The sequence below is a fragment of the Hydrogenophaga sp. GW823-FHT04C09 genome, from assembly GCF_058796355.1.
Genome location: NZ_JBXAIO010000003.1, coordinates 510,587 through 537,131, shown reverse-complemented (window position 1 = coordinate 537,131; position 26,545 = coordinate 510,587). Strand labels below are relative to the sequence as shown.

Genomic DNA, 26,545 nt, shown 5'->3' with positions numbered 1-26,545 from the left:
TATTTCAGAAGGCCCCCCGGCGCGCTGTCACCCCGGGTTTCAGACTTCGCGCGCGCCGGCCCACCAGCCGCTCATGAGGCTGGCGGGCTTGGTGCAGGCGCACACGCGCGCGCTGCATTCCCAGGCCTCCACCTGCACGTTCAGGCCGGCGAACACGCCGTAGCCGGCGCCGGCGCGGATGACCTCGTGGGCGCTGAGGCTCTCGCCCGCGCGGATCGCGCCCTCGGCCACGATGGAGCGGCCGGCCTTGATGCCCCAGCCGGCCTCCAGGTGCATGGCGCATTCGATGGTGCCGCCGGCCTGGATGCCGTCGCCCGCGCGGATGCTGTCGCGCGCCGTGAGCCGGCCGCCCACCACCAGGCTCTTGCCGCACTCGATCGGGCCCTGGGTGATCAGGTCCTGGCCCACGTGGGCGTTGCCGGCCACATGCAGCGGGCCGCCGCACCACAGGTCCCAGGCCGCGCGGATGTCGCCGCCGCAGCGCAACTGCTCGCGCGCGTCGATGCCCCAGGCGGCCTTGATGTGCCCGGTGGCCTCCAGCGAGCCGTCGCTGCGCACGCTGCCGCCGGCCTTGATGTCGTCGCCCGAGACCAGCGACTGGCCGACCACGATGCTGCCGCCGGCCTGGATGCCGCGCCCGGTGCGGATCAGGGTGTCGACCTCGATGTTGCCGCGCACCACCAGCGAGCCCGCGAACACCAGGGCCTCGGCGGCCACGGCGTCCACCTCCATCACGGCGTTGGTGGGGCCGAACTGCGAGAGCAGCCAGCAGGCGTCGCTCACGCGGCCGGCCTCCACCAGGGCGTCGAGCAGGTCCTGGTAGTTGCTGCCGTTCTCGTGGTGGCGCAGGAACCAGCGGAAACCGTCGGCGCAGGGTTGTTTGGTCTTGATGAACTGTTTGGTGAGGTCCATGGCCGGCGTCATCCCTGGCTCGCCATCACGGGCACGGGTTCGGCCAGGCCGTCGAAGGGCACCACCAGCACATCGCTCTCGGCCCATTTGGCCAGCCGCTGGGCCACGCTGCCGGTGAGAAAGCGCGCGAACGCGGAGGCGCGGCGCTTGCCGACCACCACCAGTTCGGCGCGGGTGGCCTGCTGCTGCACGGCGGTCTGGTACGCGGGGTCGCCGTTGCCCACGTCGAAGGCCATGGCGCTGCCGGCCATGCCCAGCGCGCGGGTGAGCTGCATCAGCCGCTCCTTGGCGTGCTGGCGCGAGTCGAGGCGATTCGCGCGGATGGCCTCGAAGGACACGTCGGCCGAGCGCAGCTTGGATTCCTCGATCGTGTCGATGGCGTGGAACAGCTGGAGCGCCGAGGGGCTGGCGAAGCGGCGCGCGTAGGCGATCAGGTCGCGCGAGCGCGGCGTGAGGTCCACCGCCACCAGCACCTGCTCGTAGGTGCGGCCGGCCGCCTGCTTGACCACCAGCACCGGGCAGGGGCTGTCGTGCACGAACTGGTCGAGCGTGGTGCCGCGGTAGAAGGTTTTCCAGCTGCGTTGCCACAGGGGGCCCATCACCAGCAGGCTGGCGTTGCGGCATTCCTGCATGACGTCGTCCAGGGTCACGGGGTTGCGCTCCAGGGCCACGGCCCGGATGCCATGGCGCCGGGTCAGCTGGCGCGCGCGCTGCGACAGGCGCGCGATCGGGTCGGAGAAGAAGCGGTGGGGTTCTTCCGCGAAATGGATGAGCCGCAAGGGCGTGTTGTGTTGGCCGGCGAGGAGCGCGGCCCGATCCAGTGCGTGCTCGGACTGTGTCGTGAAGTCGGTGAGGGCGAGAATGGAATCGAAGGTCATGGGACATCCTGGACGTGCGGGGGCCAACCCCATGGCGTGGGCCGATGGGAGCGTGACGAAGGGGGCGCGGCGCGGGCGCGAGGGAACTACGTGGTGTAGTCGCCGCTGGCCTCGGGCTGGAACAGCAGCTCGACGACCTCGGCCTCGCAGGCATCGCCGTTGGGCGTGCGCCAGCGCGCGATGGCGCCCACGCGCTGGCCGAGCAGGCTGGCGCCGACGGGCGAGAGCACGGAGATGAAGCCCAGGTGCGGCTCCGCATCGGCCGGGTAGCAGAGCGTGAGCTTCTGGCGTTTGCCCGTGGCGACGTCTTCGAGGATGACCTGCGAGTACATCGTGACGACATTGGCCGGCACCTCGCGCGAGGGCACGAGGTCCAGCGAGTCCAGCGTGTCCGCCAGCTCGGGCGGCATCTTGCCGCCGCGCAGGTTGTTCAGGCGCGTGAAATCGAGTTCGGTGAGCAGGCGTTCACCGGTCAGGGTCTTGTGCATGGAGCACTCCATCTGGTGCGGCCATGCTGCGGATGTGCAGCGGCCACGATCGCGCTGGGCTGGGGCCCGGCGATAGATGGTTTGCGCAAAAAGGAGGAGGGGGTATCGCCGGGCTTAGGAATGTGCGGCCGGCTGGCGCAGTCCCGCCGTGCCCATCAGCTTGCGACCGGCCACGGCCGAACCTGCCATCAGGGGCAGGCGCGTGTGCAGGTGGAAAGTGAGGGTGGACCGGGATGCCATGGGGGGTATTGTAGGCGCGGCGCCCATTCTGGCAAGGCTTGTGCGGTTGTTCTTCAGCGGCGCGGGTCCTTGCGCGGGGCGGTGGGCGAGGAGGGCGGCGCCTTCTGCGACGGGGACTTGCCGCCCGCGCCGGGCACGTAGCCGGCGCGCCGGCCCGCGTCCAGGCCGGGTGTGGCGCGCATGTCCGTGTCCACCTGGCCGTCCTGCAGGTCCTGGTGCGCCTGTTGCATGTCGGGGTCCGGCGCGCTGGCCGTGCTGTCGGTGGACTGGTCGCGTTCGTGCGGCAGCTCCAGGTGGTCGTCGGTTGCCTTGGCCGGTGTCGAGCCGGGGGCGTCGGGCGTGCGGCTCACCGGGTTCGAAGGGTCGCGTTGCGGCGCGCCGGAGGGTCGGTTGGGCGCATCTGCGCGGGGCTTGCTCATCTCGAATCTCCTGCTGCGTGGAGGTGTCCACCCGGCAGCAGCGGCAAGGCATGTGCCCGCGGACTGACGCGCGGCCGAGGCACAGGCACTCGACTTGCCCCCGTTTTCAGGCGCACGCCATCCTGCGTGCCTTCAGGAGATCACCATGAAACCTTTCACTTCATCCCGCATGGCGCTGGGCGTGGCGGCCGCCGCCGCCTCGCTGGTGCTGCTGGCCGGCTGCGACCGGCGCCCGACCGATGTGCCACCGCCCACGACGAACGAGACGCAGCGCGACCGCACCAACCCGCCCATGCCACCGAGCACGCCCGCGGTGCCCACGCCCGAGACCAGCCCGGCACCGCCGGCTGCCTCGCCCGCGACACCGGCGCCGGGCGGCACCACCCAGTAGATCCGGTTCGCCCTGCCTCAGTGGCGCTGGCGCTCCTTCGGAGCGGGCGGCGCCTTGCCGCCCGCTTGGCGCGCCTCCGACAGGCCAATGGCGATGGCCTGCTTGCGGCTGCGCACCTTGTCGCCTGAGCTGCTTTCCAGCTCACCTTCCTTGAACTCGTGCATCACCTTTTTCATCTTGCGCTCGGTGATGGCTTCGGATCGGCTTTTGGTGGAGGTGTTTGCCATGGTGAACTCCTGGTTGACGAACGGGGTGTGTGCCCGGGGCGAACGGCGTTCCCGATTCTTCTTGCGGCAAGACAGGCACACGCCTTGCCATACAGGGGCTTCTTTCTTCAGACACCCACAGACAGGAGTCCCCGAATGACCATGGTTCACGCTCATGTGCCCGACGTGCCCAAGCCCACGCCCCCGGTGCCGCCCCCGCCGCCACCGGGACAGCCCGACGTGCCGCCTGAAACGCCCACGCAGTTGCCGCCGGACATCCGCGAACCCGAGGTGCCGGACGAGCAGACGCCCCCGGCGGGCGACCCGCCGCGGCAGCCCACGCCCATCGTGTCCCTGCACTGACCAGGCCGGCCCGGAAAACCGGCGCGCGGCCGTGCGTGGGCCGGGCAAACGGTGGCATCATGGGCGCCGCTTCGATGCACGAACACGCCCGTGGGCGGGCGCAGACCAAGGAACCGCAAGAGATGACCCATGTCCTGATCGTGGACGACGACGTTGACGCTTCCGCGATGCTCGGCGAGCTGATCGCCATGCAGGGCCTGACCGTGGCCACCGCGAACACGCTGCGCGATGCGCGCAAACAGCTGGCCTTGCAGGCCCCCGATCTGGTGCTGCTGGACCTGCGCCTGCCCGATGGCAGCGGCATGGACCTGTTCGCCGACCCCGAGCTGCTCGCCAACTCCGAGGTGGTGCTGGTCACCGGGCACGCCAGCCTGGAGACCTCCATCCTCGCGCTGCGCCTGGGCGCGGTGGACTACATCGTCAAGCCGATCACGCCCAAACAATTGCAGGGCGTGCTCTCGCGCGTGAGCAAACCTTCCGTGTTCAAGGCCGAGGTGGCGGGGCTGACCGCCAAGGTCGCGAGCACCGGCCATTTCGGCCAGCTGTGGGGGCGCTCGCCCTCGATGCTGCAGGTGTACGAGCAGATCACCCGCGTGGCGGGCACCGGCGTGTCGGTGTTCATCACGGGCGAGAGCGGCACCGGCAAGGAGGTGGTGGCGCAGACCATCCACGAGCTCAGCCGTCGGCGCAAGATGCCTTTTCTGGGCGTCAACTGCGGCGCCATCTCGCCCAACCTGATCGAGAGCGAGATCTTCGGTCACGAGAAAGGCAGCTTCACCGGCGCGGACCGCCAGCACCAGGGCTTCTTCGAGCGCGCGGCGGGCGGCACGTTGTTCCTCGACGAGATCACCGAGATGCCGCTGGACCTGCAGGTCAAGCTCCTGCGCGTGCTCGAGACCGGCCGCTTCCTGCGCGTGGGCGCGACCCAGAGCCAGGAAACCGATGTGCGCATCATCGCGGCGACCAACCGCCAGCCCATGCAGGCCGTGGCCGACGGGCGCCTGCGCACGGACCTGATGTACCGCCTCAACGTGTTCCCGATCGACCTGCCGCCGCTGCGCGAGCGCCTGGACGATGTGCCCTTGCTGGCGAACCGTTTCCTGCGGCTCATCGGCGAGCAGGAGGGCAAGGAGAAGAGCTTCTCGCCCGAAGCGCTGGATCGGCTCACGGCCTATGCCTGGCCGGGCAACGTGCGCGAGCTGCGCAATGCGGTGCAGCGCGCCTACGTGATGACGTCTGGCGAGGCGATCGGCGCGCAGTGGCTGCCGAGCGCCTCCGAACCGCCGGTGGGCGCGGTCGCGCCAGCGCCGGCGCCGGCCGTGGCGAGCGCGCCGGCGACGGTGGGCGCCAGCCGCCCGGAAGGTTCGGTGGTGCTGCCGCTGGGCATTTCGCTCGCGCAGGCCGAGCAGACCCTGATCCTGGCGACGCTGCAGCACTACGGCCGCCAGAAGGAGCGCACCGCCGCGGCCCTGGGCATCAGCCTGAAGACGCTCTACAACCGCCTCAAGCAGTACGCGGCCGAAGACCCGGCCGACGGGCCCCAGCCCTAGGGCGCGCTCGGGGGCTGCGCAAGGCACGCCGCTTGCCGCGCGGGGGCAGGAGGTGACCCACCGGTCGCCGCCGCCACAGGAGTGCCCCATGTCCCATGTCACCGCCGCAGGCGAGAAGAAGCCATGTGTGCTGGAAATGGCCGATGCCAGCCCGGCCTCGCGCGCCGAATCTCCGCACGAACCGCGCCCGTGTGCCCTGCTGTGCGCGGATGCCACGGCCGACGGTGCGAACGCCCCCGGGGCTCCCCCACCACCGCCCGCGCCCACCCCCGCTCCCTCCGCCCCGCCGGAAGACGAAAGCGCCGACCCGGTGGGCGATGGGCACAGCGACGCGGAGTGGGCCGAGCGCCATCCCCAGGGCCGTTGAGGCCGCCGCGCGAAAAAAAGCCCGCGGCAAGCGCGGGCCAAGGGGGAGGATGGGGAGGTCAGTGGGTGGCGGCGGCCTTGTGCTGGTCGCGCAGCGCACGGATCTGGTCGTGGTTGCGCTGCACGCCTTGCATCTGGGCCTCGACCACGCTGCGGATGTCGGCGGGCAACTCGTCCTTCAGCGCGGAGCGGTAGCGCGCCAGGGCGGTGTCTTCGCCGCGCTCGGTCTCTTCGAGCATGGCCAGGTCGGTGTAGCCGGCCAGGGTGCCCTTGACGGCCACCCAGCCACGGTGGGCCGCACCGGTGGCGGTGCCGCTGTCTTCGGGTTTGCCACCTTGCTGCATCACGATGGTCTGCAGCTCCGCGGCGGCGCGCCGGCAGTCTTCCGCGCGGGTCATGAAGAGGGACTTGATCTGCGGGTCCACGGCATGGTCCGCGCTGGCCTTGAAGCCGTACTCACCGTCCTTGCAGGTCTCGATGAGGTTGTTGAGCGTGTTGATGGTGCGTGTGTCTTTCATGGCGTTCCTTCGAAGTTGTGAACAGGACGCCGAACCGGGGGACTGGAAGTCCCAACCCATCCGACGTCTGTTCATGGGCACATGGCGTACCCGTTGGGCGGTCTTTGTCAGAGGGGGCGCTGCGCGATGGCCGCTTCGATGGCGCCCGCCAGCACCTCGGGCGGGCAGGGTTTGCGCAGCAGGCGCACGCCCGGCGGGGGCGACGTGTCGCCGTGGTGGCCGCTGATCAGCACCACGGGCAGCTGCGGCAAGATTTGCCGCAAATGGTTCGCGAGCGCGACGCCGTCCATCTTGCCGGGCATCAGCACATCGGTGACCACCACATCGAAGCCCGGCGGGGTGTCGATCAGCCGCAGCGCGTCCTCCGCGCTGGCGGTGCACACCACGTCGCAGCCGTAGGAGCGGAGCACGGCGGCGGTGGCCTCGCACAGGGCCTCGTTGTCCTCGACGAGCAGCAGGCGGGTGCCGGCGATGGCGGCGGGCGAGACCGGCAGGGCGGCGCGCGCGTCGGCGGGCTCACCGGTGTGGGCGGGCAGCACCAGCGTGACCGTGGTGCCCAGGCCCGGCATGCTCTCCAGGCGCGCTCGGCCGCCGGCCTGCAAGCAGAAGCCATACACCTGGCTCAGGCCCAGCCCGGCGACTTCGTGCGGTTCCCGGGTGGAGAAAAAGGGCTCGAAGGCGCGGTGGGCGACGGTGTCGTCCATGCCATGGCCGTCATCGCGCAGGGTGATGCGCACATAGCTGCCGCTGGGCAGGCCCTCCAGATCGTCGGGCTCGGCCGCAGCGGCGCGCAGCCAGAGGTGGCCATGGGCAGGAATGGCCTCGCGCGCGTTCAGCGCCAGGTTGATGAGCGAGAGCTCCAGCTCGCTCGGGTCCAGCTGCACGGCGGGCGTGTTTTCGTCGACCTCGGTGGTCAGCGTGACGCGGCGGTCCAGCAGGGTGCGCAGCAGTTCGGCGGTCTCGGGCAGGAAGGTCTGGAGCTGCATCACGCGCGGGTGCACGGTCTGGCGGCCGGCAAAGCGCAGCAGGTGCTGGGTCAGGCGGCTGCCGGTGTCGACCGCGCTCAGCGTGGCGTCGATCGCGGGTTGGATGGCGGGGGCCGGGGCCAGGCGGCGCATCAGGTGCGCGCAATTGCTGATGATGCCCAGCAGGTTGTTGAACTCGTGAGCGATGCCGCCGGTGAGCCGGCCCAGGGCTTCCACGCGGTGGTTGTGCGAGGCCCGCTGCTCCAGCTTGCGGGTGCGTTCCACCGCATCGCTCACCTGGCGTTCCAGCTCGATGCGCGCGTGGCGGATGGCGTGCCCCGCATCGTGCAGCGCCAGCGCGACCTGGTCGCACTCCAGCAGGCCGGTGCGCGTGCGCCGCAGGGGGCGGCCTTCGCGCAGGTCCAGCGCCATCTGCTCGATGGTGTGGATGGGTTGGACGATGCGCCGCGCCACCCAGGCCGCCGCGATGAGCGAGACCACCAGCAGCGCCAGCATGGCGGCGGCCACCTGCAGCACGGCGCGCGGGACCGTGCCCTCGAACTGCTCGCGCGACATGCCCGTGACGTAGGTCCAGCCTTGCGGCGAGGTGTGGAAGTACAGGGTCACGGGATGGCCATCGAGCGAGACCGAGTGCATCAGGCCCTCGCGTTCGGCGTCCAGGTGGGCCTTGAGGTCCGCCGTGGCCGGCCGCCCGATGTGGACGCCGCCGCCGGGATGGCGGGCGACCACGCGGCCCTGGTTGTCGATGATGGCCGCCAGCCAGCCCGCAGGGAGGCGCTGTTCGTCGATGATGCGCTGGAACTCGTTCGGCAGCATCGTGAGCGACAGGTTGAGCACCGCCTGGCCCTCGCGCAGCACCGGCTGCACCAGCGCGGCGTACTGAATGCCCAGCGCCGCGTCCTGCCGCAGCGGCTGGATCATCGGGCGGTCGACCAGCGCAAGCCGGGGGCCCGCGCGCGGCCGGGTGCCGGGTGGCTGGCGGGTGTTGACCAGCACCTGGTCCGCGCTGCGCAGCTCCAGCCAGCCTTCCAGCCCGGTCAGCGTGCGCCGCGCCTGCTGGTCGAAATCGCGCAGGGCGGCGGGCGACAGCTGGGGTGCTGTGTCGAGCAGGCTGGAACTCGCGAGCGCGCGCACCACGACGGCCCGCTGGGTCAACTCGCGGTCGAGCACCATGGACAGCGCGCGGGTGGTCTCTTCGAGCACGTGTTCGCTGCTCTCGCGTTCCATGCGGTAGGTGAGGCTCAGCACCCAGGCGGCGGCGCACAGCGCGGGCAGCAGCACCGCCAGCACCAGGGCGATCAGGCGCGTCCGGATGGAGAAGCCTCGGGCCGACAGGGCACCCGGTTCGCGCTTCGAAGGAAGTAGGGAAAACATCGGATGCCTGGCCCAAGGGTGCCGCACTGTCACTGCACACATTCATGGCGCCCTGGAGGATGAGGGCAATCCATGTGCCCGTCCGCGGTTCGATGTCCGCCTGCGGGCACCTGGCATCCCGCTTGCCGTGGTGAAGTGCTGCATTCCCTTTCAGGCGCAGTGTTTCTCCAACCCACCAGGACTCCCCATGAACCGCTCACTTCACCATCTCAAGGCGTGGCCGCTGGCCGCGATCGGCCTGGCCGTTGCGTGCTCGGTCTCCGCGCAGTCGGGCACGCCGCCCACCCCTCTGGACACCACGGTGGTGGCCCAGGCAGGCACCACCAACACCACGGCGCAGCGGCGCGCCTACGCACCGGGCGAAGGCAACTTCTCCGTGATTCCGTACACCTCGCACGGCTACGTCGGCATCAACGTCGGCAAACCCGACTACGACCTGGGCTGCGTGGGGGGCTTCGCCTGTTCGGACAACAGCACCTCGTACCACCTGTACACCGGCGGGATGTTCAACCGCTACTTCGGTGCCGAACTGGGTTACGTGAACCTGGGCGACATGGAGCGTGGCGGCGGCAAGGCCGAGGCACACGGCATCAACCTGAGCCTGGTGGGACGCGTGCCGCTGGGCGTGGTGCACCTGTTCGGCAAGGTCGGCACCACCTATGGCCGCAGCGAGGTCTCGGCCAGCCCGGGCTCGGGCATCGCCACCGGCAAGGCCAGCGGGTGGGAAGGTTCCTACGGCGCGGGCATCGGCTTCGACCTGAGCCCGCGCTCCTCCATCGTGCTGGAGTGGAACCGCTACGACGTGCGCTTCGTGGGCATCGGCAAGCGCGAGGTGGACACCACCAGCATCGGCTACATGCACCGGTTCTGAGGCCGGTTTCGGCGCATTTTTCGGGATGCCGAGCCCCGGCATCCCTTTTTTTGCCTGGGGGAATCGAACCGGGCGCGCCGTTTGCCCTGTGTAGGCCTGATCCGACAACCCATGGAAAAAGAATGGTTCTTCAGACCACCGGCGCGGGCGAGCCAAGCATGTACGAGCCCCATCCATCGCCTGCGGGCAGCGGCCTGCGGCTGCTGGTCGCGGACGACAACCGAGACGCCGCCGAGTCACTGGCCCTGCTGATGGAGGTGGACGGCCACACCGTGCAGATCGCCAACGACGGGCGCGAAGCCCTGGAGATGGCGCAGCGGCTGCGGCCCGACGTCTGCATTCTCGACATCGGCATGCCCGGCATGGATGGCAACACGGTGGCGCGCTGCCTGCGCGATGCCTTGCCGGAGCAGCGCATGATGATCGTCGCCGTGACCGGTCGCTCGCAGCAGGACGACCGGGCACGCTCGATGGCCGCCGGGTTCGACCTGTATTTCACCAAGCCCATTCCGCTGGGCGCGCTCATGGGCAGCCTTGCCCAATGGCGGGACGAAGGCGCGGCGCTGTCGCCGTCCACGCCCCCGCAAGGCTGACCGCGATGTCCGTGCTGCAAACCATCTGGACCACGGTGCAGGCCGAGTTCGGCGACCTCGCCGATGTCGAGCGCATCACGCGCGCCACCTGGCGCATGGGCGAAGCCCTGCTGCTGGGCGCGGCCATCGGCTGGGACCGCGAGCGGCGGGATGCCGAGGCCGGGCTGCGCACCCACATGCTGGTGGCGCTGGGCGCGGCCCTGTTCGTGCTGGTGCCCCAGGCATCCGGCATGAACGAGGAGCAGCTCAGCCGCGTGGTGCAGGGCCTTGTCTCGGGCATCGGCTTTCTCGGCGCGGGCGCGGTGCTCAAGGACGAGAGCGAGGGGCGGATCCACGGGCTGACCACGGCCGCCACCATCTGGGCGACCGCCGCGATCGGCGTGGCCGCCGGGCTCGGCCAGACGGGCACCGCCGTGTTGGCCACGGCCTTCATCCTGCTGGTGCTTGTGTGGCTGCGCCGCTGGGGGCGTTCGATCCGCAAGGAGAAGGAGGCCGACCCCCCGACAGGCGGGGGACATTGAACGGTCGGTGGCTTTCGGGTGCAGAATGACGCGCGAGCCCTGAGCGCCGCTGTCGCCACCCACCTTCAAGGCCTACCGATGCCCCTGCATGGAAAAGAACTCATCGCGCTGGCGAACGAACTGACGCAAAGGCGTGAAGCCATTCTGCAGGCGTGGCGCGCCAGCGTCGCGGCGGACGCCACGCTGACCACCGGCGCCTCGCTGCCACACACGCAGCTCAACGACCACATCCCCGCCGTGCTGGAGGGCTTCGAGGAGCAACTGCGCGCACCCCGCGTGGAAACCGCGCACCTGGGCGACGCCGCCGCGCACGGCCTGCACCGCTGGCAGCAGGGCTTCGGCCTGGCCGAGGTGGTGCGGGAGCTCGGCCGGCTCAACGAATGCGTGGTCAACGCGCTGGAAGCGGTGGCCTCGGGCCACTCGGTGGCGGCGATGGCCATGGCGCGCGCGGTGTGGGCGCAGGTTTACAGCCTGGCCGTGAGCGCCAGCACCGCGCAGTACTTCAAGTTGCAGCAACTGGAGGCCACCGCCTACGCGCGTGGGCTGGAGCAGGCCCTGGAGGCCCTGCGCCATCTGGAGCAGCAGCGCGCCTTGCTCTGGCAGGAAGCCGCGCACGACCTGCGCGGCAACCTGGGTGTGGTGACCAACGCCACGGCCGGGTTGGGTGCGCGCCAGGCCGATCCGGCGGCACGCGAGACCTTCCTGCGCCTGCTGGGCCACAACGTGCAGGCGCTGCACAAGCTGCTGGACGATGTGACCACCCTGGCGCGGCTGCAAAGCGGGCAGGAGGAGCGCAACCTCGAGTCCATGGACGTCGCGCCGCCGCTGCGCGATCTGTGGGAGGCGCTGGAGGACCACGCGCAGCAGAAGGGCCTGACCTTCGGCCTGAACGGGCCGTCGCCCTTCGTGGTGCAGTCCGATGCGGTGAAGCTGCGACGCATCGTGCAGAACCTGGTGCTCAACGCGATCCGCTACACGCGCACCGGAGGCGTGGAGGTCACCTGGGCCGATGGCGGCGCCCAGGACCCGGATCGCTGGAAGCTGATCGTGAAAGACACGGGTCCGGGCATCCACCAGGCCAAGTCCTCGGAGCTGAAGGACGCGCTGGAGGTGGCCACCCAGCACGCAGAGCAGGTCGTGAGCGATACGCACGCGAACCAGATCACGCACATTCACGATGAGGACGCTGGCGTGCCCGCGCCGGGCGAGTCCACCGAGCACTACGTGCACGGCGAGGGCATCGGCCTGTCCATCGTCAAGCGCCTGTGCGAGGTGCTCGATGCCACGGTGCAGGTGGACTCGGACCACTCCGGCACGACCTTCCAGATCATGTTCCCGCTCGCCTACGACTGAGGCGGGGGTGGCGTCAGCGGGCGCCGGCGCCGGCCGCCCCGGGGGGTGTGGTGGGCGATGACGCGGTGCACCAGGTGCAGCTTGCGCACGGCGGGCCGCGACAGCACGAAGGGGTAGAAGTCGGCCACGCCCATGCTGCGCGAGATCTCGTTCAAAGCCACGGTGAGGTGCAGCCAGTGGTTGAGCCAGAGCAGGAATTGCTCGTCGGTGGCGTCCAGGGCCCCGTTGCCGTTGCCGTCCTCGCTCAGCACGTCGGGGCCGAAGGGTTCGCAGGCCAGTTCCACGCGGTCGCCCCGGATGCCGAAGCCGCGCGCCGTGCCCAGCGTGTCGCGCATGTGCAGGTAGTGCGCCCAGGTCTCGGCCCAGTCCTCCCAGGGATGGCAGCTGGCGTAGGCGGTGACGTGGCGCGAGCTCCAGTCCGCTGCCGCGCCGTGGTTGTAATGGTTCTGCAGCGCCAGGGCGTAGTCGGTGCGCTCGTCGCCGAACACGGCCCGGAACGGCTCCAGCCATTCCTTGCCATCGACCAGGCGCTGCCAGAAGTAGTGGCCCGATTCGTGGCGCAAGTGGCCCAGCAGCGTGCGGTAGGGCTCGCGCAGCGAGGTGCGTCGGTGCTCGCGCGTGGCGTCGTCCGCCTCGGCCGCGTCCAGGGTGATCACGCCCCCGGCATGGCCGGTGACCACGGGCGGCTGGCCGGGCTGCGAGACCAGGATGTCGAAGGCCAGCCCGCGCTGCGGGTCTTCGCCGCGCGGCACGATGGGCAGGCGCAGGGCGAGCAGCGAGGACACCATGCGCCGTTTGGCCTGTTCGATGCGGTGCCACCAGCCGGCGTGTTCCGGCACGTCGAGGTCGGGCAGCGTGCGCGTGAGCCGGCAGCACAGGCACAGCGAGGGCGTGTGCTCGCGTGGCTTGGCCGGCGGGATGAGCCAGTTGCACGCGGCCGGCGAGGACAGGTTCTCGCAGCGCTGGTAGGTGCGCTGGCGCGTGCCGGTCTCGCTGCTGCGCCACCAGCCGGGTTCGTCGGTGGGCTCCAGGGGCAGCAGCTTGCCGCGCGCGGCGTCGTAACCCAGCGCCCGGCCGCAGCCCAGGCACACGCTGTTGCGAAAGAAGATCGGTTGCCCGCAGATGCAGGTGAAAGCACGGTTCACGGCGCGGGGTCCTCGGTGGTGCGGTCGGCGGTCTGGTGCCGCAGGGTGAAGGCGCGCGTGAACTCCGCGCCGAGCAGGAACACCTGCGCCGAGTAGTACACCCAGAGCAGGAAGATGACCAGCGAGGAGGCCGCGCCGAACACCGAGGCGACGCCGCTGCGCCCGATGTAGGTGCCGATGACGGACTTGCCCACGGTGAGCAGCACGGCGGTGATCACGGCGCCGATCCACACATCGCCCCAGGCCAGCGGCACGCGCGGCATCCATTTGAAGATCATGGCGAACAGCACGCTGAGGAAGGCCAGGCTCAGGGCGAAGTCGACCGCGCCCGCGAGCATCGCCAGCTCGCCCAGCCAGGGCGCGGCCCACTTGCCCAGGGCCGCCAGGGCGGCGCTGAGCACCAGCGAGACCATGAGCAGGAAACCGATGGCCAGCACCAGCCCCAGCGAGACCAGGCGCGCGCGCAGCAGCTCGAGCACGCCGCCCCGTTTGGGATGCTCGGCGTTCGTGCGCCAGATGCGGTCCATGGCGTTGCGCAGCTCGGCGAACACGGTGGTGGCGCCGATGAGCAGCGCGCCCAGGCCCACCACCGTGCCCACGATGCCGGCGGCCGGGCGGTTCGCGTCTTCCACCAGGCTGTTGATGGTGAGCGCGCTGTCGCTGCCGACCAGTTGCGAGAGCTGCGCGAAGATCTCGCCGCGCGCGGCGGCCTCACCGAACCACAGGCCCGCAACCGAGATCACGATCAGCAGGATGGGCGCGACGGAAAACAGGGTGTAGAAGGCGAGGGCGGCGCCCATGCTGGGCGCGTCGTCGTCGATCCAGTTGACGACGGCGGCTTTCATCACGCGAAAGAGCATCGCGTGCCTTTCAGAGGCTTTCCCCGCCCCCGGCGGGGCCGCTGGCGACCGATTGGCCGGTGCGGGTCGGGCGGGCGGGCTCGGAAATGTCGGCCAGCGCGGCGCCGGCCTGCTGCACGTCGCCCTTGGCGGCCAGATCGCCCAGCGAGAGGATGCCCACCAGGCGCTTGTCGCGGTCGAGCACGGGCAGGCGGCGGATCTGCAGTTGCTGCATCTTGGCCGCGACCTCGGCCAGGCCTTCGTCCTCGAACACCCATTCGACTTGGGCGCTCATCACGTCCTCGAGCTTGGTCTTGCCGGGCGCGAGGTCCTGGGCGACGCCGCGCACCACGATGTCGCGGTCGGTCACCATGCCGAGGATGCGCTGGCCATCGCAGACCGGCAGCGCCCCGATGTCCAGTTCTTCCATGGCCTGGGCCGCGAGCACCACGCTGTCCTGGGGCCCGAGCGTGCGCACGCCACTGGTCATCACATCTTTCACTTGCTTCATGGGAAATCTCCTGCTGCGGTTGTGGCGTTGGCCCGCCGCATGCCGGCGGGTGGGACCTTGACAGGGCAGGTGCTGTGCCCGCGGCCACCGGGAGCGGGGATTGCCCCCGGCAGGTTCGAAGGAACTTCCTGCGACCACTCTAACGAGGAGCAACGCCATGATCAACATCATCCTCTGGTTGGCGGTCGGCGGCCTGTTGGGCAGGCTGGCCAGCGTGGTCCTGTCCACGGATGGGCGCCAGGGCATCGTGCGCAATGTCGTGGCCGGCATCGTGGGCGCCGCCATCGGTGGCTGGGTGCTCTCACCCCTGATGGGGGTGGACACCCTCAACGACAGCGTCTTCAACGTGGGCGCCATGCTCGTGTCGCTGATCGGCGCCATCATCCTGCTGGCGCTCATCAACCTCTTTCGACACGAATCGATGCACTAGTCCGCGCGGGCCGTTTCGGCAAATCTTGCCGCAAGATGTGCTCTTGCGCGGGTCGGCCTGAAGGGCGTTCCGATCGACTGTGTCTGAATGTTCGGGAAGGTGCGCACCGTGTCCCTCTGTGAGGGCCTGACGGTTACGTGGTTTTGTGGGAATTTGTGTCTTCCGCGCTCGTGCGGCATGGTGGTTGCATAGGGTGTTGGTCTGAGGCGGCCGCACCTCGCGACACCGCCGACCATGCCTTACCGGAGGAGAACCGCATGATCCAGATGGACGCCCGCGCCGACCAGCGCCAGAGCCAGACCCTGTCTCCCCGCTTGCAGCACGCCGTGCGCCTGCTGCAGATGTCCTCGCTGGATTTCGGCATCGTGGTGCGCGACGTGCTGGGGCGCAATCCGTTCCTGGAAGCGGAAGAGGGCGATGACGAGGACGAGCGCGAAGGCCTGCGGGATGGTGACATCGACAGCCGATCGGGCGAAGCGGCCGGCGAGGTGTACGACGGACCGCGCGAGACCGATCTGGCGGCGCCGGCGGAGGCCGAGGTCGACCGGTCCACCGCGTCCGACAGCGACCTGTGGCTCGCCGATGGCCTGACCCCGGCGCGCCAGGGACATGACGGGGATGTGTCCGCGCTCGATTTCATGATGGAGGAAACCCCGCTCAATGCCCACCTGCACGGGCAGCTCGGCACCATGGCCCTGTCGCCGCGCGACCTCGCGCTGGCCGGTGTGGTGGTCGAGTCGCTCGACGACGACGGCTACCTGCGCACGCCCCTGAACGAACTGCGCGAGGTAGCGGACGTGGTGCCCGCCGCGACGCTGGAAGACCTGCAGATCGCGCTCAAGCTGGTGCAGTCGCTGGAGCCGGCCGGTGTGGCCGCGCGCGATGTGGCGGAATGCCTCAGCCTGCAGCTGGGCGAGATCGAATGCCCCCACGTGCGCGCGATGGCGCGCGCCATCGTCAACGACCACATGGACAGCCTGGCGGCGCGCGATGTGCCTGCCCTGGCGCGGGCGCTGGACGCCTCGGTGGGCGAGGTCGAGGCGGTGTGTGACCGCATCCGCCACCTCGACCCGCGACCGGGCTGGCGCCTGAGTTCTTCCCGGGTGAACTACATCGTGCCCGACGTGATCGTGAAGAAGGACCGGGGCGCGTGGAACGTGCGGCTCAACGCCGCGGTCGTGCCCAAGGTGCGCATCAACGAGGTGTACGCCCAGCTGTTCCAGCGCCACCGCTGCGCCGAGAACGCCGAGATGGGCGCGCACCTGCAGGAGGCGCGCTGGACGCTGCGCAACGTCGAGCAGCGCTTCTCGACCATCCTCGACGTGTCGCAGGCCATCGTGCGGCGCCAGCGCCACTTCTTCGAATACGGCAGCATGGCGATGAAGCCGCTGGGCCTGCGCGAGATCGCCGACGAGGTCGGCATCCACGAATCCACGGTCTCGCGCGTCACCAACAACAAGTACATGGCCACGCCCACCGGCGTGTACGAGCTCAAGCACTTCTTCTCGCGCGCGATGGTGAGCGCCAATGGCAAGGCCTGCTCGGGCACCGCGATCCGGGGCTTGATCCAGGACATCATCGAAGCCGAGTCGACCGATCGGCCGCTGTCGGACGCCGAGATCACGCGCCAGCTCGCCCGGCAGGGCCTGACGGTGGCGCGGCGCACCGTCACCAAGTACCGTCAGATGCTGCGCATCGAGGCCGTGGGCCGGCGCAAGCGCCATGACGGCCTGGCCGTCTCGGCCTGAGGCTCAGGCCGGCGGGGCGCGGGGCGCTTCTGGCGGCTCGCTCAGCAGCCGCAGCAGCTGTTCGGGGTTCACCGGTTTGAGCAGGTGCTGATCGAAGCCGGCCAGGCGCGCGGCCTCGCGGTCGGCGTCGCGGCCCCAGCCGGTGATGGCCACGAGGCGGATGCCCTGCGTGGTGGCATCGGCGCGCAGCGCCCGCGCCACCTGGTGGCCGTCGAGGCCGGGCATGCCGATGTCGAGCAGCGCCACGTCCGGCACCTGCGCGCGCGCCGCGCGAACCGCCGCTTCGCCATCGTGCACGACCTCGACCAGGTGCCCATGTGAGGACAGCACGGCCGACAGGCTCACCGTCAGATCGACGTTGTCGTCCGCGATCAGGAGGCGCAGCGGGCGCGAGGGCTGGGCGTGGGACGGCGCCACGGTGGGGGGCTCGTCGCGCGGTGGCTCTCGATGCAGGCGGGGCAGCCGCACCGTGAAGCACGAGCCGCGGTGCAGGCCCTCGCTGTGCATGGACAGCGAACCGTCGTGCAGCTCGATGATCTGGCGCGAGAGCGTCAGCCCCACGCCCAGCCCGGCGCTGCCGCGCTGCATGGACTGGTCCGCCTGTTCGAACAGGTCGAAGATGCGTTCCTGCATGGCGGGCTCCACGCCGATGCCGGTGTCCACCACCGTCACCTCGACCGAGGATGGCGTCGAGGTGAGCGAGAGGTCCACGCGCCCGCCGTGCGGGGTGTAGCGGCAGGCGTTGTTCAGCAGGTTGGAGAACACCTGCGTCAGCCGCACCGCGTCGCCGTTCACATACAGCGCCGCATCGGGCAGGTGCAGCGTGAGCTGCAGGCCATGCTGTTGCGCCAGCGCCTGCGCGCCTTCGGTGGCGGTGTGCAGCAGCTCGCCGATGTTCACCGGCGCCGTGTCGAGCGACAGCTTGCCGGTGGCCACCCGGGAGGCGTCCAGCAGGTCGTTGACCAGGCGCACGATGTGCTGCAGCTGGCGCTCGAGCACCGCCAGCGCCTTCTCCCGCGCCTGCGGCGACACCTGCGGCATCTGCAGCAGGGCCACCGCGCTCGTCATGGGCGAGAGGGGGTTGCGCAATTCGTGGGCGAGGGTGGCCAGGAAGGTGTCCTTCTGGCGGTCGGCCTGGCGCAGTTCGCGTTCGACGCCCTGGCGCGTCACCATCTCGCGTTCGAGCTCGGTGGTGCGGATCTCGCACTCGGAGAGCATGCGGTTGAAGGCGTCGACCAGCACGTCCAGGTCCTTGTAGTCGGTGGCCGGTGCCCGCAGCGACCAGTTGTGGCTGCCGATCACGTCGCGCGCCACCGACGTCATCTTCTCCAGCGGCGCGGTGATGCGGCGCTGCAGGACCACGAACAGGTAGTAGGCCGCGACCAGGCTCACCGCGCTGACGGCCAGCACGATCAGCGCGAAGTCCACGAAACGCTGCCACACGCCGTGTTCGGCCTTGAGGTAGAGCATGCCGATGCGCGCGCCGTTGTGCTCGATGGGGCGGACCATCTCCAGCGACGAGCCGCTGAAGCGCGGGCCCCAGGCCTCCGATGTCAGCGGAATGCGGGCGCGCAGTTCGTTTTTCGCGGTGGTGGTGTGCGAGGCGATGAGCGCGCCGTCGCGGCCGTACACGGCGGCGGCGCGGATCTGGGGCTGCTGGCGCAGCAGATAGAGGTTTTCCCAGGCCGCCTGGGCGTCGCTCGATGCCAGCGCCGGGGCGGTGGAGCGCGCGATCAGATCGGCCTGGGTGCGCATGTCGGCGATGCCGACGCGGCGGTACACCATCAGCTCGTAGGTCAGCAAGGCGCCGGCGCTCAGCAGGATCGCCAGCAAGGTGGTGAGCATGGCCGCGCGCGTGAGTTGCTGGCGCAGCGAGGTGGGTTTCATGGTCTCCAGGGCACGTCGTGGTGAACAGCAAGCCACTTTAGCAGGCCAATTTCACGCACCGCAAGCCACACAGTCCGGCACAATTTGAGCCTGTTTCCGTCCTCCCACCCTTTCACGAGCGCGCATGGCCGAAGCTGTTCCCGAACCCCCGTCCACCATCGGGTGCGCAGCGTTTCCCCCGCAGCAGGAGGCGGGTTTGCCTTTCGAGGCCTTGTTCCTGGCCTCGCCGCTGGCCGCCATCGTCTCGCGCCTGAGCGATGGGCGCCTGCTGGCGGTCAATGACGCCTGGCTGGCGCTCACCGGCCAGCGCCGCGAGGACGTGATCGGCCGCACGACCGTGGAGCTCGGGCACTGGCCCAGCGCCGACGAACGCGCGCGCTTCGTGAACCAGCTGCCGTCGCCCGACACGGTGCAGCACCTGCGCCTGCGCGACGGCGTGATGCACCGGGTCCGCCTGCACACCACGGTGATGGACACGCTGCCCGAGCCCCTGGCGCTGGTCTACATCACCGAAGCCACCCGCGAGTTCGAGGCGACGGAAGCCCGGCTGCAGTCCGAGGCGGCCCTGCGCGAGGCGAACCTCGGGCTGCAGCAGCAGGTGGAGCTGCATGCCGCGATCGAGAAGCTGGCGCGCGTGGGCCACTGGACCAACGCCCAGCATTCCGACAGCGTGGTGTGGTCGCTGGGGCTGTTCGAGATCGCCGGCCTGGAGCCGCGCGACCTGATCGCGCGCGGCGACGGCCGCGCGGGCATCCACCCGGACGACTGGCCCGCCTGGCAGGCCGCGCGCGAGGCGATGGACGGGCGCCAGGTCGAGTTCCGCTGGCGGCTGCCCGATGGCCAGCAGCGCTGGTTCCGCACCCGCATCGGCCAGACCAGCGTGGCCGGCAACCCGCAGACCGATTTCGGCGTGGTGCAGGACATCACGGCCGAGCGCGAGGCCAGCGAGCGCCTGGCCGAACAGCTCAAGCTGCTGCAGAACATCGCGGCCCGGGTGCCCGGCATGATGTACCAGGCGCGCCTGCGGGCCGATGGCAAGAGCGTGATCTCGTATGTGAACGACGTGGTCCGCAGCATGCTCGAGATCGAGCCGGCCGAGCTGGAGGAGGATGCGGACGTGCTGTTCCGGCGGGTGCATCCCGATGACCGCGCGGAAATGATCGCCTCGCTGGCCACCTCGGCCCGGCATCTGGCGCCCTGGCGCCAGACCTACCGCGTGTGCCTGCCCAAGGCCGGCACCCGCTGGCACCACGTGGAGGCCATGCCCCAGCGCGAGACCGACGGCTCGGTGGTCTGGCACGGGTTCTCCACCGACGTGACCGAGGCGAGGCTGGCCACGCAGAAGCTGGAGCGGCAGCACCGCATGCTCGAGGCGGTGCGCCTGGCCCAGTCGGTCTTCATCGAGGCCGAGGACAAGCGCAAGGCCTTCGAGGGGTTGCTGCAGGCCTTCCTCTCGGTGACCGGCAGCGCCTACGGTTTCGTGGGCGAGGTGCTCTACAGCGACACCGGCGCACCCTACCTGCGCACCAGCGCCATCACCAACATCGCCTGGGACGAGGCGTCCCGCCTGATGTACGCCAGCCAGGCCGAGGCGGGCATGGCGTTCCGCAACCTCGACACCCTGTTCGGGCGCGCCATGCTCACCGGCGAGCCCCTGATCGCCAACCAGCCGGCCAGCCACCCGCACGCCGGGGGGCTGCCGGGCGGTCATCCGCCCATGGACGCCTTTCTGTGCGTGCCATTGGCCGTGGGCGACCGGCTCGTGGCCATGGTGGGTCTGGCCAACCAGCCCGGGGGCTACAGCGAAGACGACATCGAGTTCCTGCAGCCCTTGCTGGGCGCGGTGCGCCAGCTGGTGCTGGCCTGGCGCGGCCACATCGAGCGGCGCCGCACGCGCGAGCAGCTGGAGATCACCAGCGAGCTGCTGACCGAGAAGAGCCTGGACCTGCGGGCCACGCTGGAGAGCATCGAGCAGGGTCTGTGCCGGGTGGACGCGGACCACCGCATCACGGCCTACAACCACCGCCTGCTCGACATGCTGGACCTGCCCGAAGCCTTGTTGCAGGGGCAACCCACGCTGGAACAGGTGCGGCGCTTCCAGACCGAGCGCGGCGACTTCGGGCCCGGGCTGTCCTGGGTGGACCCGATCGCCCACGCCCACCTCATGCACGGACCGCCGGTGCCACCGCCCGAGAAGTACTGGCGCAAGACGCGCGATGGCCGCACGCTGGAGATGCGCTCCCGGATGCTGCCCGACGGGGGCATGGTGCGCACCTTCACCGACGTGAGTTCCTACATGCAGGCCCAGGAGGCGCTGCGCGAGCAGCGCCAGCGCCTGGCCTGGGTGCTGGAGGCCACGCGGCCGGGCATCTGGGAAAACAACATCGCCGACAACGTGCTCACGGTCAACGAACGCTGGGCCGAGATGCTGGGCTACACCCTGCGCGAGCTGCAGCCCATGCGCGCCGAGACCTGGGAGGCGCTGGTGCATCCCGACGACCTGAAGCGGGCCGACCAGATCCGCGACCAGCACATCGCGGGCATCCTGCCGTACTACGAGTGCGACATCCGCATGCGCCACAAGGCGGGCCACTGGATCTGGGTCAACACGCGCGGCCGGGTGCACAAGCGCGATGCGCAGGACCGCGCCACGTTCATGTCGGGCACGCACCTGGACATCACCGAGCGCGTGGCCGCGCAGGAGCAGGTGAAGGCGCTCAACGCCAGCCTGGAGCAGCGGGTGGGCGCGCGCACGGCCGAGCTGGAGCGCTCCATGCGCGACATGGAGGCCATCTCGTACTCGATCGCGCACGACCTGCGCGCGCCGCTGCGTTCGGTCAACGGTTTTGCGTCCATCGTGCTGGAGGACGAGGCCGACCGCCTGAGCCCGACCGGGCGCGACATGTTCGAGCGCATCGCGCGCTCGTCGCGCAACATGGGCCAGATGATCACCGACATGCTCGAGCTGTTGCGCGTGGTCCGCGTGGACCTCGAACCCGTGCCGGTGGACATGGCCGCTCTGGCGCAGTCGGTGGTGGAAACGCTCTCGCCGCAGACCAACCACGCGCGCATCGACATCCAGGCCATGCCGCAGGCGATGGGCGATGCCACCTTGCTGCGCCAGGTGTTGTCCAACCTGATCGACAACGGGCTCAAGTACTCGCGCCACCTGGCGCAACCCGAACTGGCGGTGGGTTTCGATTCGGGTCAGCGCGCGTATTTCGTGCGCGACAACGGCATGGGCTTCGACATGGCGCACGCCGAGAAGCTGTTCGGCCTGTTCCAGCGCCTGCACGCGGGCAGCAACGTGCCCGGCATGGGGGTGGGGCTGGCCATCGTGGCGCGCATCGTCGAGCGCCATGGCGGGCGCGTCTGGGCCGAATCCGCGCCCGGAGAGGGCGCGACCTTCTGGCTGCGCCTGCCGCTGGGCTGACGCCCTCGCGCGGCGCGGCTCAGTTCGCGGCGTCGGGGGCGGGGGTGGCGGCCGGGGCCGCGTCAGCGGCGCTGTCGGGCGCCTGGGCGGCCGTCTTGCGCGCCTGGCGCACCGCCGCCTTGTCGCCCGCGCTGGCGAACTTGCTGTACTTGCCGGTCAGGCCGACCAGCTGGCCGTAGATCTTGGGGTTGGCGGCCAGGCATTCCTTCTGTTCGAGGAAGTCGGACTCACCGGTGAAGTTGCCCACCAGACCGCCGGCTTCGGTGACCAGCAAGGCGCCGGCGGCCACGTCCCAGGGGGAGAGGCCCATTTCGAAGAAGCCGTCGGTGAAGCCCGCGGCCACATAGGCCAGGTCGAGCGCGGCCGAGCCGGGGCGGCGCACGCCGGCCACGCGCGGCATCACGTCGCCGAACATCTGCAGGTAGGTCTGGAAGGCGTCGCCCGGGCGGAACGGGAAGCCGGTGGAAATCAGGCAGTCGCGCAGCGTGGTGCGCTTGGCCACGCGGATGCGGCGGTCGTTCAGGTAGGCGCCGCGCCCGCGCGTGGCGCAGAAGAGGTCGTTGCGCGAGGGGTCGTAGACGACGGCCTGCTCCAGCCGGTTGCCCACCATGAGCGCGATGCTCACGCAGTAGACCGGGAAGCCGTGGATGAAGTTGGTGGTGCCGTCCAGCGGGTCGATGATCCAGACATGGTCTGCACCGCCATGTTTGCCCGGGCGCTTGCCCGACTCCTCGGCCCAGATGGCGTGGTCGGGGTAGGCGGTGAGCAGGGTGTCGATGATCGCGGCCTCGGCGGCCTGGTCGACCTCGGTCACGAAATCGTTGGTCTGTTTGACCGAGACCCGGACCGACTCCACGTCCAGCGCGGCGCGGTTGATGAGGGTGCCAGCGGTGCGTGCGGCCTTGATGGCCACGTTGAGCATGGGGTGGAGTGTGGACGACATGAATTGTGAACCTCGGCGCGCTCCGCAGGGGAGGGCGCGGCAGTGGTGGAAGAGCGGGTGACGAAGCCCGGCGATGCGGGCGGCGACAATACCCGGGATTTTACCGTCCCCGCCCTTTTTCGCATGCGCACCCGTTTTGTCCTGATCCAGACCAGCCACGCCGGCAATGTGGGCGGTGTCGCCCGCGCCATGAAAGTCATGGGTTTCGACGACCTGGTGCTGGTGCAGCCGCGCTGGGCCAACGTGCTGCGGCGCGAGGAAACCATCCAGCGCGCCAGCGGGGCCAACGACGTGCTGGCCCAGGCGCGCATCGTGGACACGCTGGACGAGGCGCTGGAAGGCATGAGCCACCTCTGCGCCACCGCCATGACCCCGCGCGACTTCGGCCCGCCCACGCGCGCGCCGCGCGAGCACTTCACGGGGCTGCTGGGCGCGGGCGATCCGCCGTCAGGGGTGGCCTTCCTGTTCGGGTCCGAGCGTTTCGGCATGCGCAACGAAGACGTGTACCGCTGCCATGTGGCGCTGAGCATCCCCACCGCGCCGACCTTCGGCTCGCTCAACCTCGCCGCGGCGGTGCAGCTGATCGCCTACGACTGGCGCCAGGCGCTCGGCGGCTTCGGGGCGCCACCGGTGGTGGCCGAGCGGCCGCAGGCCGATGCCCAGGCCCTGGGCGGCATGCTCGACCACCTGGAGCGCGCCTTGGTGGCGGTGGACTTTCTCGACCCCGAGGCGCCCAAGAAGCTCATGCCGCGCCTGAACCAGCTTTTCAACCGGGCCGCGCCCAGCGACGAGGAAATCCACATTCTTCGAGGTGTCGCCAAGGCCATGCTGCAAGCCGCCGAGAAGGCGAAGCGATAGACTGCCGGCTTATGTTCGACCGCATCCGCTCCGACATCCAGTGCGTGCTTGACCGCGACCCGGCCGCGCGCAGCACCTGGGAGGTGATCACCTGCTACCCCGGGCTGCACGCCGTCTGGCTGCACCGCCCGGCGCACTGGTGCTGGAACCACGGCTTCAAGTGGCTGGGTCGCTTCATCTCGCACATTTCGCGCTGGTTCACGGGCATCGAGATCCACCCGGGCGCCAAGCTGGGCGAACGCGTGTTTTTCGATCACGCCATGGGCGTGGTGGTGGGCGAGACCGCCGAGATCGGTGACGGCTGCACGATCTACCAGGGCGTGACGCTGGGCGGTACCTCGCTCTACAAAGGCACCAAGCGCCACCCGACGCTGGGCCGCGACGTGGTGGTGAGCGCGGGCGCCAAAGTGCTGGGCGGTTTTGTCGTCGGCGACGGCGCCAAGATCGGCAGCAACGCGGTGGTGATCAAGCCGGTGCCCGCAGGGGCGACGGCGGTGGGCATTCCGGCCCGCATCATCCCGAGCAAGACCGGCGAGAGCGCCGATGTGACCGAGCAGGGCCAGAAGTTCCAGGCCTACGGCATCACGCAGGACGACGATCCCTTGTCGCAGGCCATGCGCGGCCTGATCGACAACGCCGCCGGGCAGGAGCACCAGATCGCGCTGCTCTGGCAGGCCATCGAGACCCTGGCCGAGACGAAGAAGCGCGATTGCGTGCCGCAGGACGCGGCGCGCGAGGAATGCTTCGAGGCCGAAAAGCTCAATCAGCTGGTCGGGAAGTGACGCGCAGCGCCGGGTGGCCGGCTCCGCTCATGTCCCCCGGCGGCCTTCGGCCGCCTCCTCCTTCACTTCGCTGCGCCGGCCACCCGGCGCTGCGCGTCACGCGTGGTGGTGCGCGGCGAAGCCTCGCTCAGTGATGGTGGCCGTGCGCGCCATGCGCGTGGCCATGGGCGATCTCTTCGGCTGATGCGGCCTTCACGTCGATCACGTTCAGCGTGAACGTCAGGTCCTGGCCGGCCAGCGGGTGGTTGCCGTCGAGCATCACCGTGTCGCCCTTGATCTTGGTGACGGTGAAGATCTGGCGGTTGCCATCCGCATCGCTGCCTTCGAGCTGGCCGCCCACCTTCACGCCGGGCGGGAAATCCTTCTTCGGGATGGAGGTCACCAGGCTTTCGTCGCGCTCGCCGAAGGCCAGGGCCGGCAGCAGCTTCACGGTGGTCTTGAAGCCCTTCTCCTGGCCTTCCAGGGCCATCTCGACGCCCGGCAGCGTGTTGCCGTAACCGCCGTGCAGGTAGGCGCGCGGCTCCTTGCCGTCTTCGAGCACTTTGCCCTTGGCGTCGACGGCGCGGAAGGTGAGGGTGACGATGGTGTCTTTGGTGATCTTCATGGCGGGTCGCTGGAATGGGTTAGCGGGCGGGGCGCACGGCGGACTTCGGGCGGAAGGCCTTGCAGACGTCGTCGTGCGTTTCAAGATAGGGGCCGCCGATCAGGTCGATGCAGTAGGGCACGGCGGCGAAGATGCCGTTGATGCGCTGCGTGCCGTCGGCGTTTTTCAGACCTTCGAGCGTCTCGGCAATGGCCTTGGGCTGGCCGGGCAGGTTGATGATGAGGCTCTGGCTGCGGATCACCGCCACCTGGCGCGAGAGGATGGCGGTGGGCACGAAGGCCAGGCTGATCTGGCGCATCTGCTCGCCAAAACCCGGCATTTCCTTGTGCGCCACGGCCAGCGTGGCCTCGGGCGTCACGTCGCGCAGCGCCGGGCCGGTGCCACCGGTGGTGAGCACCAGCGAGCAGCCGGCGTGCACCAGTTCGATCAGCGTGGCGCTGATGCGCGCCTGCTCGTCGGGGATGAGGCGCGGTTCGAAGGTGATCGGGTTCCTGAGCGCGCGCGTGAGCCAGTCCTGCAGCGCGGGCAGGCCCTTGTCTTCGTACACGCCGGTGCTGGCGCGGTCGCTGATGGACACGATGCCGATGCGCACCGGGTCGGCGGAGGAGGGCGTGGTGGTCTCGCTCATGGCTGGTCTGGTTCGTCGGTGGGGGCGCCGTCGTCGTCCTCGCCCTGGTTCAGCGTGGCCTTGACGATCTGGAAGATCTCCCGGTAGGCCTTGCCGTGGCGCACGGCCTCGCCCGGGCGCTCCTGTGCCTGCGTGGCCTGGGCGTCCTTGCGCGCCTGGCGGATCAGCGCGCGCAGGTGCTGCACGTCGGCGCCCGCGTCGAGCTGCAGCCACTGGGTGAGCGCGTCGTCGTCGGCGATCAGGCGGTCGCGCCATTGTTCGGCCAGGTGCAGCGAGAGCGTGCCCTTGGCCGAGCCCTTGTTCTGCTCGTCGAGCGCGGCTTCCACCGCGGCGATGGTGTCTTCGTCCAGCGCACGCATCAGCTTGCCGATGAACTGCATCTGGCGGCGGCGGCCTTCGAAGTTGGTGATGCGCTTGGCCTCGGCCACCGCGTCCAGCAGTTTTTCCGGCAGGTCGAGCTTCTGCGTCAGGTCGGCGCGCAGGGTGAGCAGGTTCTCGCCGAGCGCCTGGAGGCGGTCGCTCTCCCGTTTCAGGTCGGTCTTGCTCATTTCGGCGTCACCCTTGAGCTCGCGCTTGAGCTCCAGGTCCAGCTCGCTGCCCAGGGCGACGAACTGGCCACGAACGAAATAGCCTTTGGTGGGTTTGCGGGACATGTGGATCGTTGAATAGGCCTTCTGCGCGAATGGCAGCGGCCGGAAGGGGCGGCAA

General features: G+C 69.8%; 29 protein-coding genes. 13 read left to right on the top strand and 16 right to left on the bottom strand.

Annotated features, from left to right (window positions below):
- Nucleotides 1-39: 39 nt before the first annotated feature.
- From AC1Q9M_RS11640 to AC1Q9M_RS11620, 5 genes are all read right to left on the bottom strand, one after another.
- A complete protein-coding gene (locus AC1Q9M_RS11640) occupies nucleotides 40-912 on the bottom strand; it encodes a hypothetical protein (RefSeq protein ID WP_382320846.1) in 873 nt (290 codons plus the stop codon).
- Between the two features lie 8 nt (nucleotides 913-920).
- The gene (locus AC1Q9M_RS11635) at nucleotides 921-1,790 is read right to left on the bottom strand and encodes a universal stress protein (RefSeq protein ID WP_382320844.1); all 870 of its coding nucleotides are present in this window, start codon (nucleotides 1,788-1,790) and stop codon (nucleotides 921-923) included.
- A gap of 86 nt (nucleotides 1,791-1,876) precedes the next feature.
- Nucleotides 1,877-2,278, bottom strand: a complete 402-nt coding sequence (locus AC1Q9M_RS11630) for a GreA/GreB family elongation factor (protein WP_291115847.1) — start codon at nucleotides 2,276-2,278, stop codon at nucleotides 1,877-1,879.
- A gap of 114 nt (nucleotides 2,279-2,392) precedes the next feature.
- Nucleotides 2,393-2,518: a hypothetical protein gene (locus tag AC1Q9M_RS11625; RefSeq protein WP_291115850.1), complete on the bottom strand. Its 126-nt coding sequence runs from the start codon at nucleotides 2,516-2,518 to the stop codon at nucleotides 2,393-2,395.
- A gap of 53 nt (nucleotides 2,519-2,571) precedes the next feature.
- Nucleotides 2,572-2,937 carry a hypothetical protein gene (locus AC1Q9M_RS11620; RefSeq protein WP_444686989.1) on the bottom strand — a complete coding sequence of 122 codons (366 nt, stop codon included), beginning with the start codon at nucleotides 2,935-2,937 and terminating at the stop codon, nucleotides 2,572-2,574.
- A gap of 145 nt (nucleotides 2,938-3,082) precedes the next feature.
- Here AC1Q9M_RS11620 and AC1Q9M_RS11615 point away from each other — a divergent pair, with 145 nt between their 5' ends.
- The gene (locus AC1Q9M_RS11615; protein ID WP_444686988.1) at nucleotides 3,083-3,328 is read left to right on the top strand and encodes a hypothetical protein; all 246 of its coding nucleotides are present in this window, start codon (nucleotides 3,083-3,085) and stop codon (nucleotides 3,326-3,328) included.
- A gap of 17 nt (nucleotides 3,329-3,345) precedes the next feature.
- On the opposite strand, the gene AC1Q9M_RS11610 is transcribed toward AC1Q9M_RS11615, so the two are convergent.
- On the bottom strand, nucleotides 3,346-3,555 hold the full coding sequence (locus AC1Q9M_RS11610; protein WP_382320840.1) for a DUF6496 domain-containing protein: 210 nt from the start codon (nucleotides 3,553-3,555) through the stop codon (nucleotides 3,346-3,348).
- A gap of 135 nt (nucleotides 3,556-3,690) precedes the next feature.
- Here AC1Q9M_RS11610 and AC1Q9M_RS11605 point away from each other — a divergent pair, with 135 nt between their 5' ends.
- From AC1Q9M_RS11605 to AC1Q9M_RS11595, 3 genes are all read left to right on the top strand, one after another.
- A complete protein-coding gene (locus AC1Q9M_RS11605; RefSeq protein WP_382320838.1) occupies nucleotides 3,691-3,897 on the top strand; it encodes a hypothetical protein in 207 nt (68 codons plus the stop codon).
- Nucleotides 3,898-4,019: 122 nt separating this feature from the next.
- Entirely contained in the window at nucleotides 4,020-5,447 is a 1,428-nt protein-coding gene (locus tag AC1Q9M_RS11600; protein ID WP_444686986.1) for a sigma-54-dependent transcriptional regulator, read from the top strand.
- 88 nt (nucleotides 5,448-5,535) lie between these two features.
- A complete protein-coding gene (locus AC1Q9M_RS11595) occupies nucleotides 5,536-5,814 on the top strand; it encodes a hypothetical protein (RefSeq protein WP_492433857.1) in 279 nt (92 codons plus the stop codon).
- Between the two features lie 58 nt (nucleotides 5,815-5,872).
- On the opposite strand, the gene AC1Q9M_RS11590 is transcribed toward AC1Q9M_RS11595, so the two are convergent.
- Nucleotides 5,873-6,331, bottom strand: a complete 459-nt coding sequence (locus tag AC1Q9M_RS11590) for a PA2169 family four-helix-bundle protein (protein WP_382156442.1) — start codon at nucleotides 6,329-6,331, stop codon at nucleotides 5,873-5,875.
- 107 nt (nucleotides 6,332-6,438) lie between these two features.
- Nucleotides 6,439-8,691 (bottom strand): response regulator, encoded by a 2,253-nt coding sequence (locus tag AC1Q9M_RS11585; RefSeq protein WP_444691553.1) that lies wholly within the window; start codon nucleotides 8,689-8,691, stop codon nucleotides 6,439-6,441.
- A 187-nt stretch (nucleotides 8,692-8,878) separates the two neighbouring features.
- Between AC1Q9M_RS11585 and AC1Q9M_RS11580 the strand changes: the two genes are divergently transcribed.
- From AC1Q9M_RS11580 to AC1Q9M_RS11565, 4 genes are all read left to right on the top strand, one after another.
- Nucleotides 8,879-9,562 carry an outer membrane beta-barrel protein gene (locus tag AC1Q9M_RS11580; RefSeq protein WP_382320828.1) on the top strand — a complete coding sequence of 228 codons (684 nt, stop codon included), beginning with the start codon at nucleotides 8,879-8,881 and terminating at the stop codon, nucleotides 9,560-9,562.
- 122 nt (nucleotides 9,563-9,684) lie between these two features.
- Nucleotides 9,685-10,155, top strand: a complete 471-nt coding sequence (locus AC1Q9M_RS11575) for a response regulator (protein WP_382320826.1) — start codon at nucleotides 9,685-9,687, stop codon at nucleotides 10,153-10,155.
- Between the two features lie 5 nt (nucleotides 10,156-10,160).
- A complete protein-coding gene (locus tag AC1Q9M_RS11570) occupies nucleotides 10,161-10,676 on the top strand; it encodes an MgtC/SapB family protein (RefSeq protein ID WP_382320824.1) in 516 nt (171 codons plus the stop codon).
- Nucleotides 10,677-10,754: 78 nt separating this feature from the next.
- A complete protein-coding gene (locus AC1Q9M_RS11565; protein ID WP_492433853.1) occupies nucleotides 10,755-12,029 on the top strand; it encodes an ATP-binding protein in 1,275 nt (424 codons plus the stop codon).
- Here AC1Q9M_RS11565 and AC1Q9M_RS11560 read toward each other — a convergent pair.
- The 3 genes from AC1Q9M_RS11560 to AC1Q9M_RS11550 are packed head-to-tail and all read right to left on the bottom strand — an operon-like array spanning nucleotide 12,020 to nucleotide 14,524.
- Nucleotides 12,020-13,174, bottom strand: coding sequence for a zinc-binding metallopeptidase family protein (locus AC1Q9M_RS11560; protein WP_492433851.1), 1,155 nt, complete (start codon nucleotides 13,172-13,174; stop codon nucleotides 12,020-12,022). The genes AC1Q9M_RS11565 and AC1Q9M_RS11560 overlap by 10 nt on opposite strands.
- The gene (locus tag AC1Q9M_RS11555; RefSeq protein ID WP_444692212.1) at nucleotides 13,171-14,019 is read right to left on the bottom strand and encodes a YihY/virulence factor BrkB family protein; all 849 of its coding nucleotides are present in this window, start codon (nucleotides 14,017-14,019) and stop codon (nucleotides 13,171-13,173) included. Before AC1Q9M_RS11555 ends, AC1Q9M_RS11560 begins: the two co-directional genes overlap by 4 nt.
- A 25-nt stretch (nucleotides 14,020-14,044) precedes the next feature.
- Nucleotides 14,045-14,524, bottom strand: a complete 480-nt coding sequence (locus tag AC1Q9M_RS11550) for a CBS domain-containing protein (RefSeq protein ID WP_382156458.1) — start codon at nucleotides 14,522-14,524, stop codon at nucleotides 14,045-14,047.
- A 157-nt stretch (nucleotides 14,525-14,681) separates the two neighbouring features.
- On the opposite strand from AC1Q9M_RS11550, the gene AC1Q9M_RS11545 reads away from it, so the two are divergent.
- Both AC1Q9M_RS11545 and rpoN read left to right on the top strand, forming a co-directional pair.
- A complete protein-coding gene (locus AC1Q9M_RS11545; RefSeq protein ID WP_382320814.1) occupies nucleotides 14,682-14,954 on the top strand; it encodes a GlsB/YeaQ/YmgE family stress response membrane protein in 273 nt (90 codons plus the stop codon).
- A gap of 257 nt (nucleotides 14,955-15,211) precedes the next feature.
- Nucleotides 15,212-16,702 (top strand): RNA polymerase factor sigma-54, encoded by a 1,491-nt coding sequence (gene rpoN / locus AC1Q9M_RS11540; RefSeq protein ID WP_444686980.1) that lies wholly within the window; start codon nucleotides 15,212-15,214, stop codon nucleotides 16,700-16,702.
- Between the two features lie 3 nt (nucleotides 16,703-16,705).
- On the opposite strand, the gene AC1Q9M_RS11535 is transcribed toward rpoN, so the two are convergent.
- Nucleotides 16,706-18,589, bottom strand: a complete 1,884-nt coding sequence (locus AC1Q9M_RS11535; protein ID WP_492433847.1) for a sensor histidine kinase, YfiR-like protein-associated — start codon at nucleotides 18,587-18,589, stop codon at nucleotides 16,706-16,708.
- A 124-nt stretch (nucleotides 18,590-18,713) separates the two neighbouring features.
- Between AC1Q9M_RS11535 and AC1Q9M_RS11530 the strand changes: the two genes are divergently transcribed.
- Nucleotides 18,714-22,022 carry a PAS domain-containing protein gene (locus AC1Q9M_RS11530; RefSeq protein ID WP_492433845.1) on the top strand — a complete coding sequence of 1,103 codons (3,309 nt, stop codon included), beginning with the start codon at nucleotides 18,714-18,716 and terminating at the stop codon, nucleotides 22,020-22,022.
- A gap of 19 nt (nucleotides 22,023-22,041) precedes the next feature.
- On the opposite strand, the gene AC1Q9M_RS11525 is transcribed toward AC1Q9M_RS11530, so the two are convergent.
- A complete protein-coding gene (locus AC1Q9M_RS11525) occupies nucleotides 22,042-22,965 on the bottom strand; it encodes an inositol monophosphatase family protein (protein WP_492433843.1) in 924 nt (307 codons plus the stop codon).
- Nucleotides 22,966-23,088: 123 nt separating this feature from the next.
- On the opposite strand from AC1Q9M_RS11525, the gene AC1Q9M_RS11520 reads away from it, so the two are divergent.
- Together AC1Q9M_RS11520 and cysE are read left to right on the top strand one after the other, a co-directional pair.
- Nucleotides 23,089-23,823, top strand: coding sequence for an RNA methyltransferase (locus AC1Q9M_RS11520; protein WP_382156472.1), 735 nt, complete (start codon nucleotides 23,089-23,091; stop codon nucleotides 23,821-23,823).
- Between the two features lie 11 nt (nucleotides 23,824-23,834).
- Nucleotides 23,835-24,605: a serine O-acetyltransferase gene (gene cysE, locus AC1Q9M_RS11515; protein ID WP_382320808.1), complete on the top strand. Its 771-nt coding sequence runs from the start codon at nucleotides 23,835-23,837 to the stop codon at nucleotides 24,603-24,605.
- A gap of 127 nt (nucleotides 24,606-24,732) precedes the next feature.
- On the opposite strand, the gene AC1Q9M_RS11510 is transcribed toward cysE, so the two are convergent.
- The 3 genes from AC1Q9M_RS11510 to yjgA are packed head-to-tail and all read right to left on the bottom strand — an operon-like array spanning nucleotide 24,733 to nucleotide 26,490.
- Entirely contained in the window at nucleotides 24,733-25,209 is a 477-nt protein-coding gene (locus tag AC1Q9M_RS11510; RefSeq protein WP_382320806.1) for an FKBP-type peptidyl-prolyl cis-trans isomerase, read from the bottom strand.
- Nucleotides 25,210-25,228: 19 nt separating this feature from the next.
- On the bottom strand, nucleotides 25,229-25,837 hold the full coding sequence (gene mog, locus AC1Q9M_RS11505; RefSeq protein WP_382325665.1) for a molybdopterin adenylyltransferase: 609 nt from the start codon (nucleotides 25,835-25,837) through the stop codon (nucleotides 25,229-25,231).
- On the bottom strand, nucleotides 25,834-26,490 hold the full coding sequence (gene yjgA, locus AC1Q9M_RS11500; RefSeq protein ID WP_382328535.1) for a ribosome biogenesis factor YjgA: 657 nt from the start codon (nucleotides 26,488-26,490) through the stop codon (nucleotides 25,834-25,836). The genes mog and yjgA overlap by 4 nt, the downstream gene beginning before the upstream one ends.
- Nucleotides 26,491-26,545: the final 55 nt, after the last annotated feature.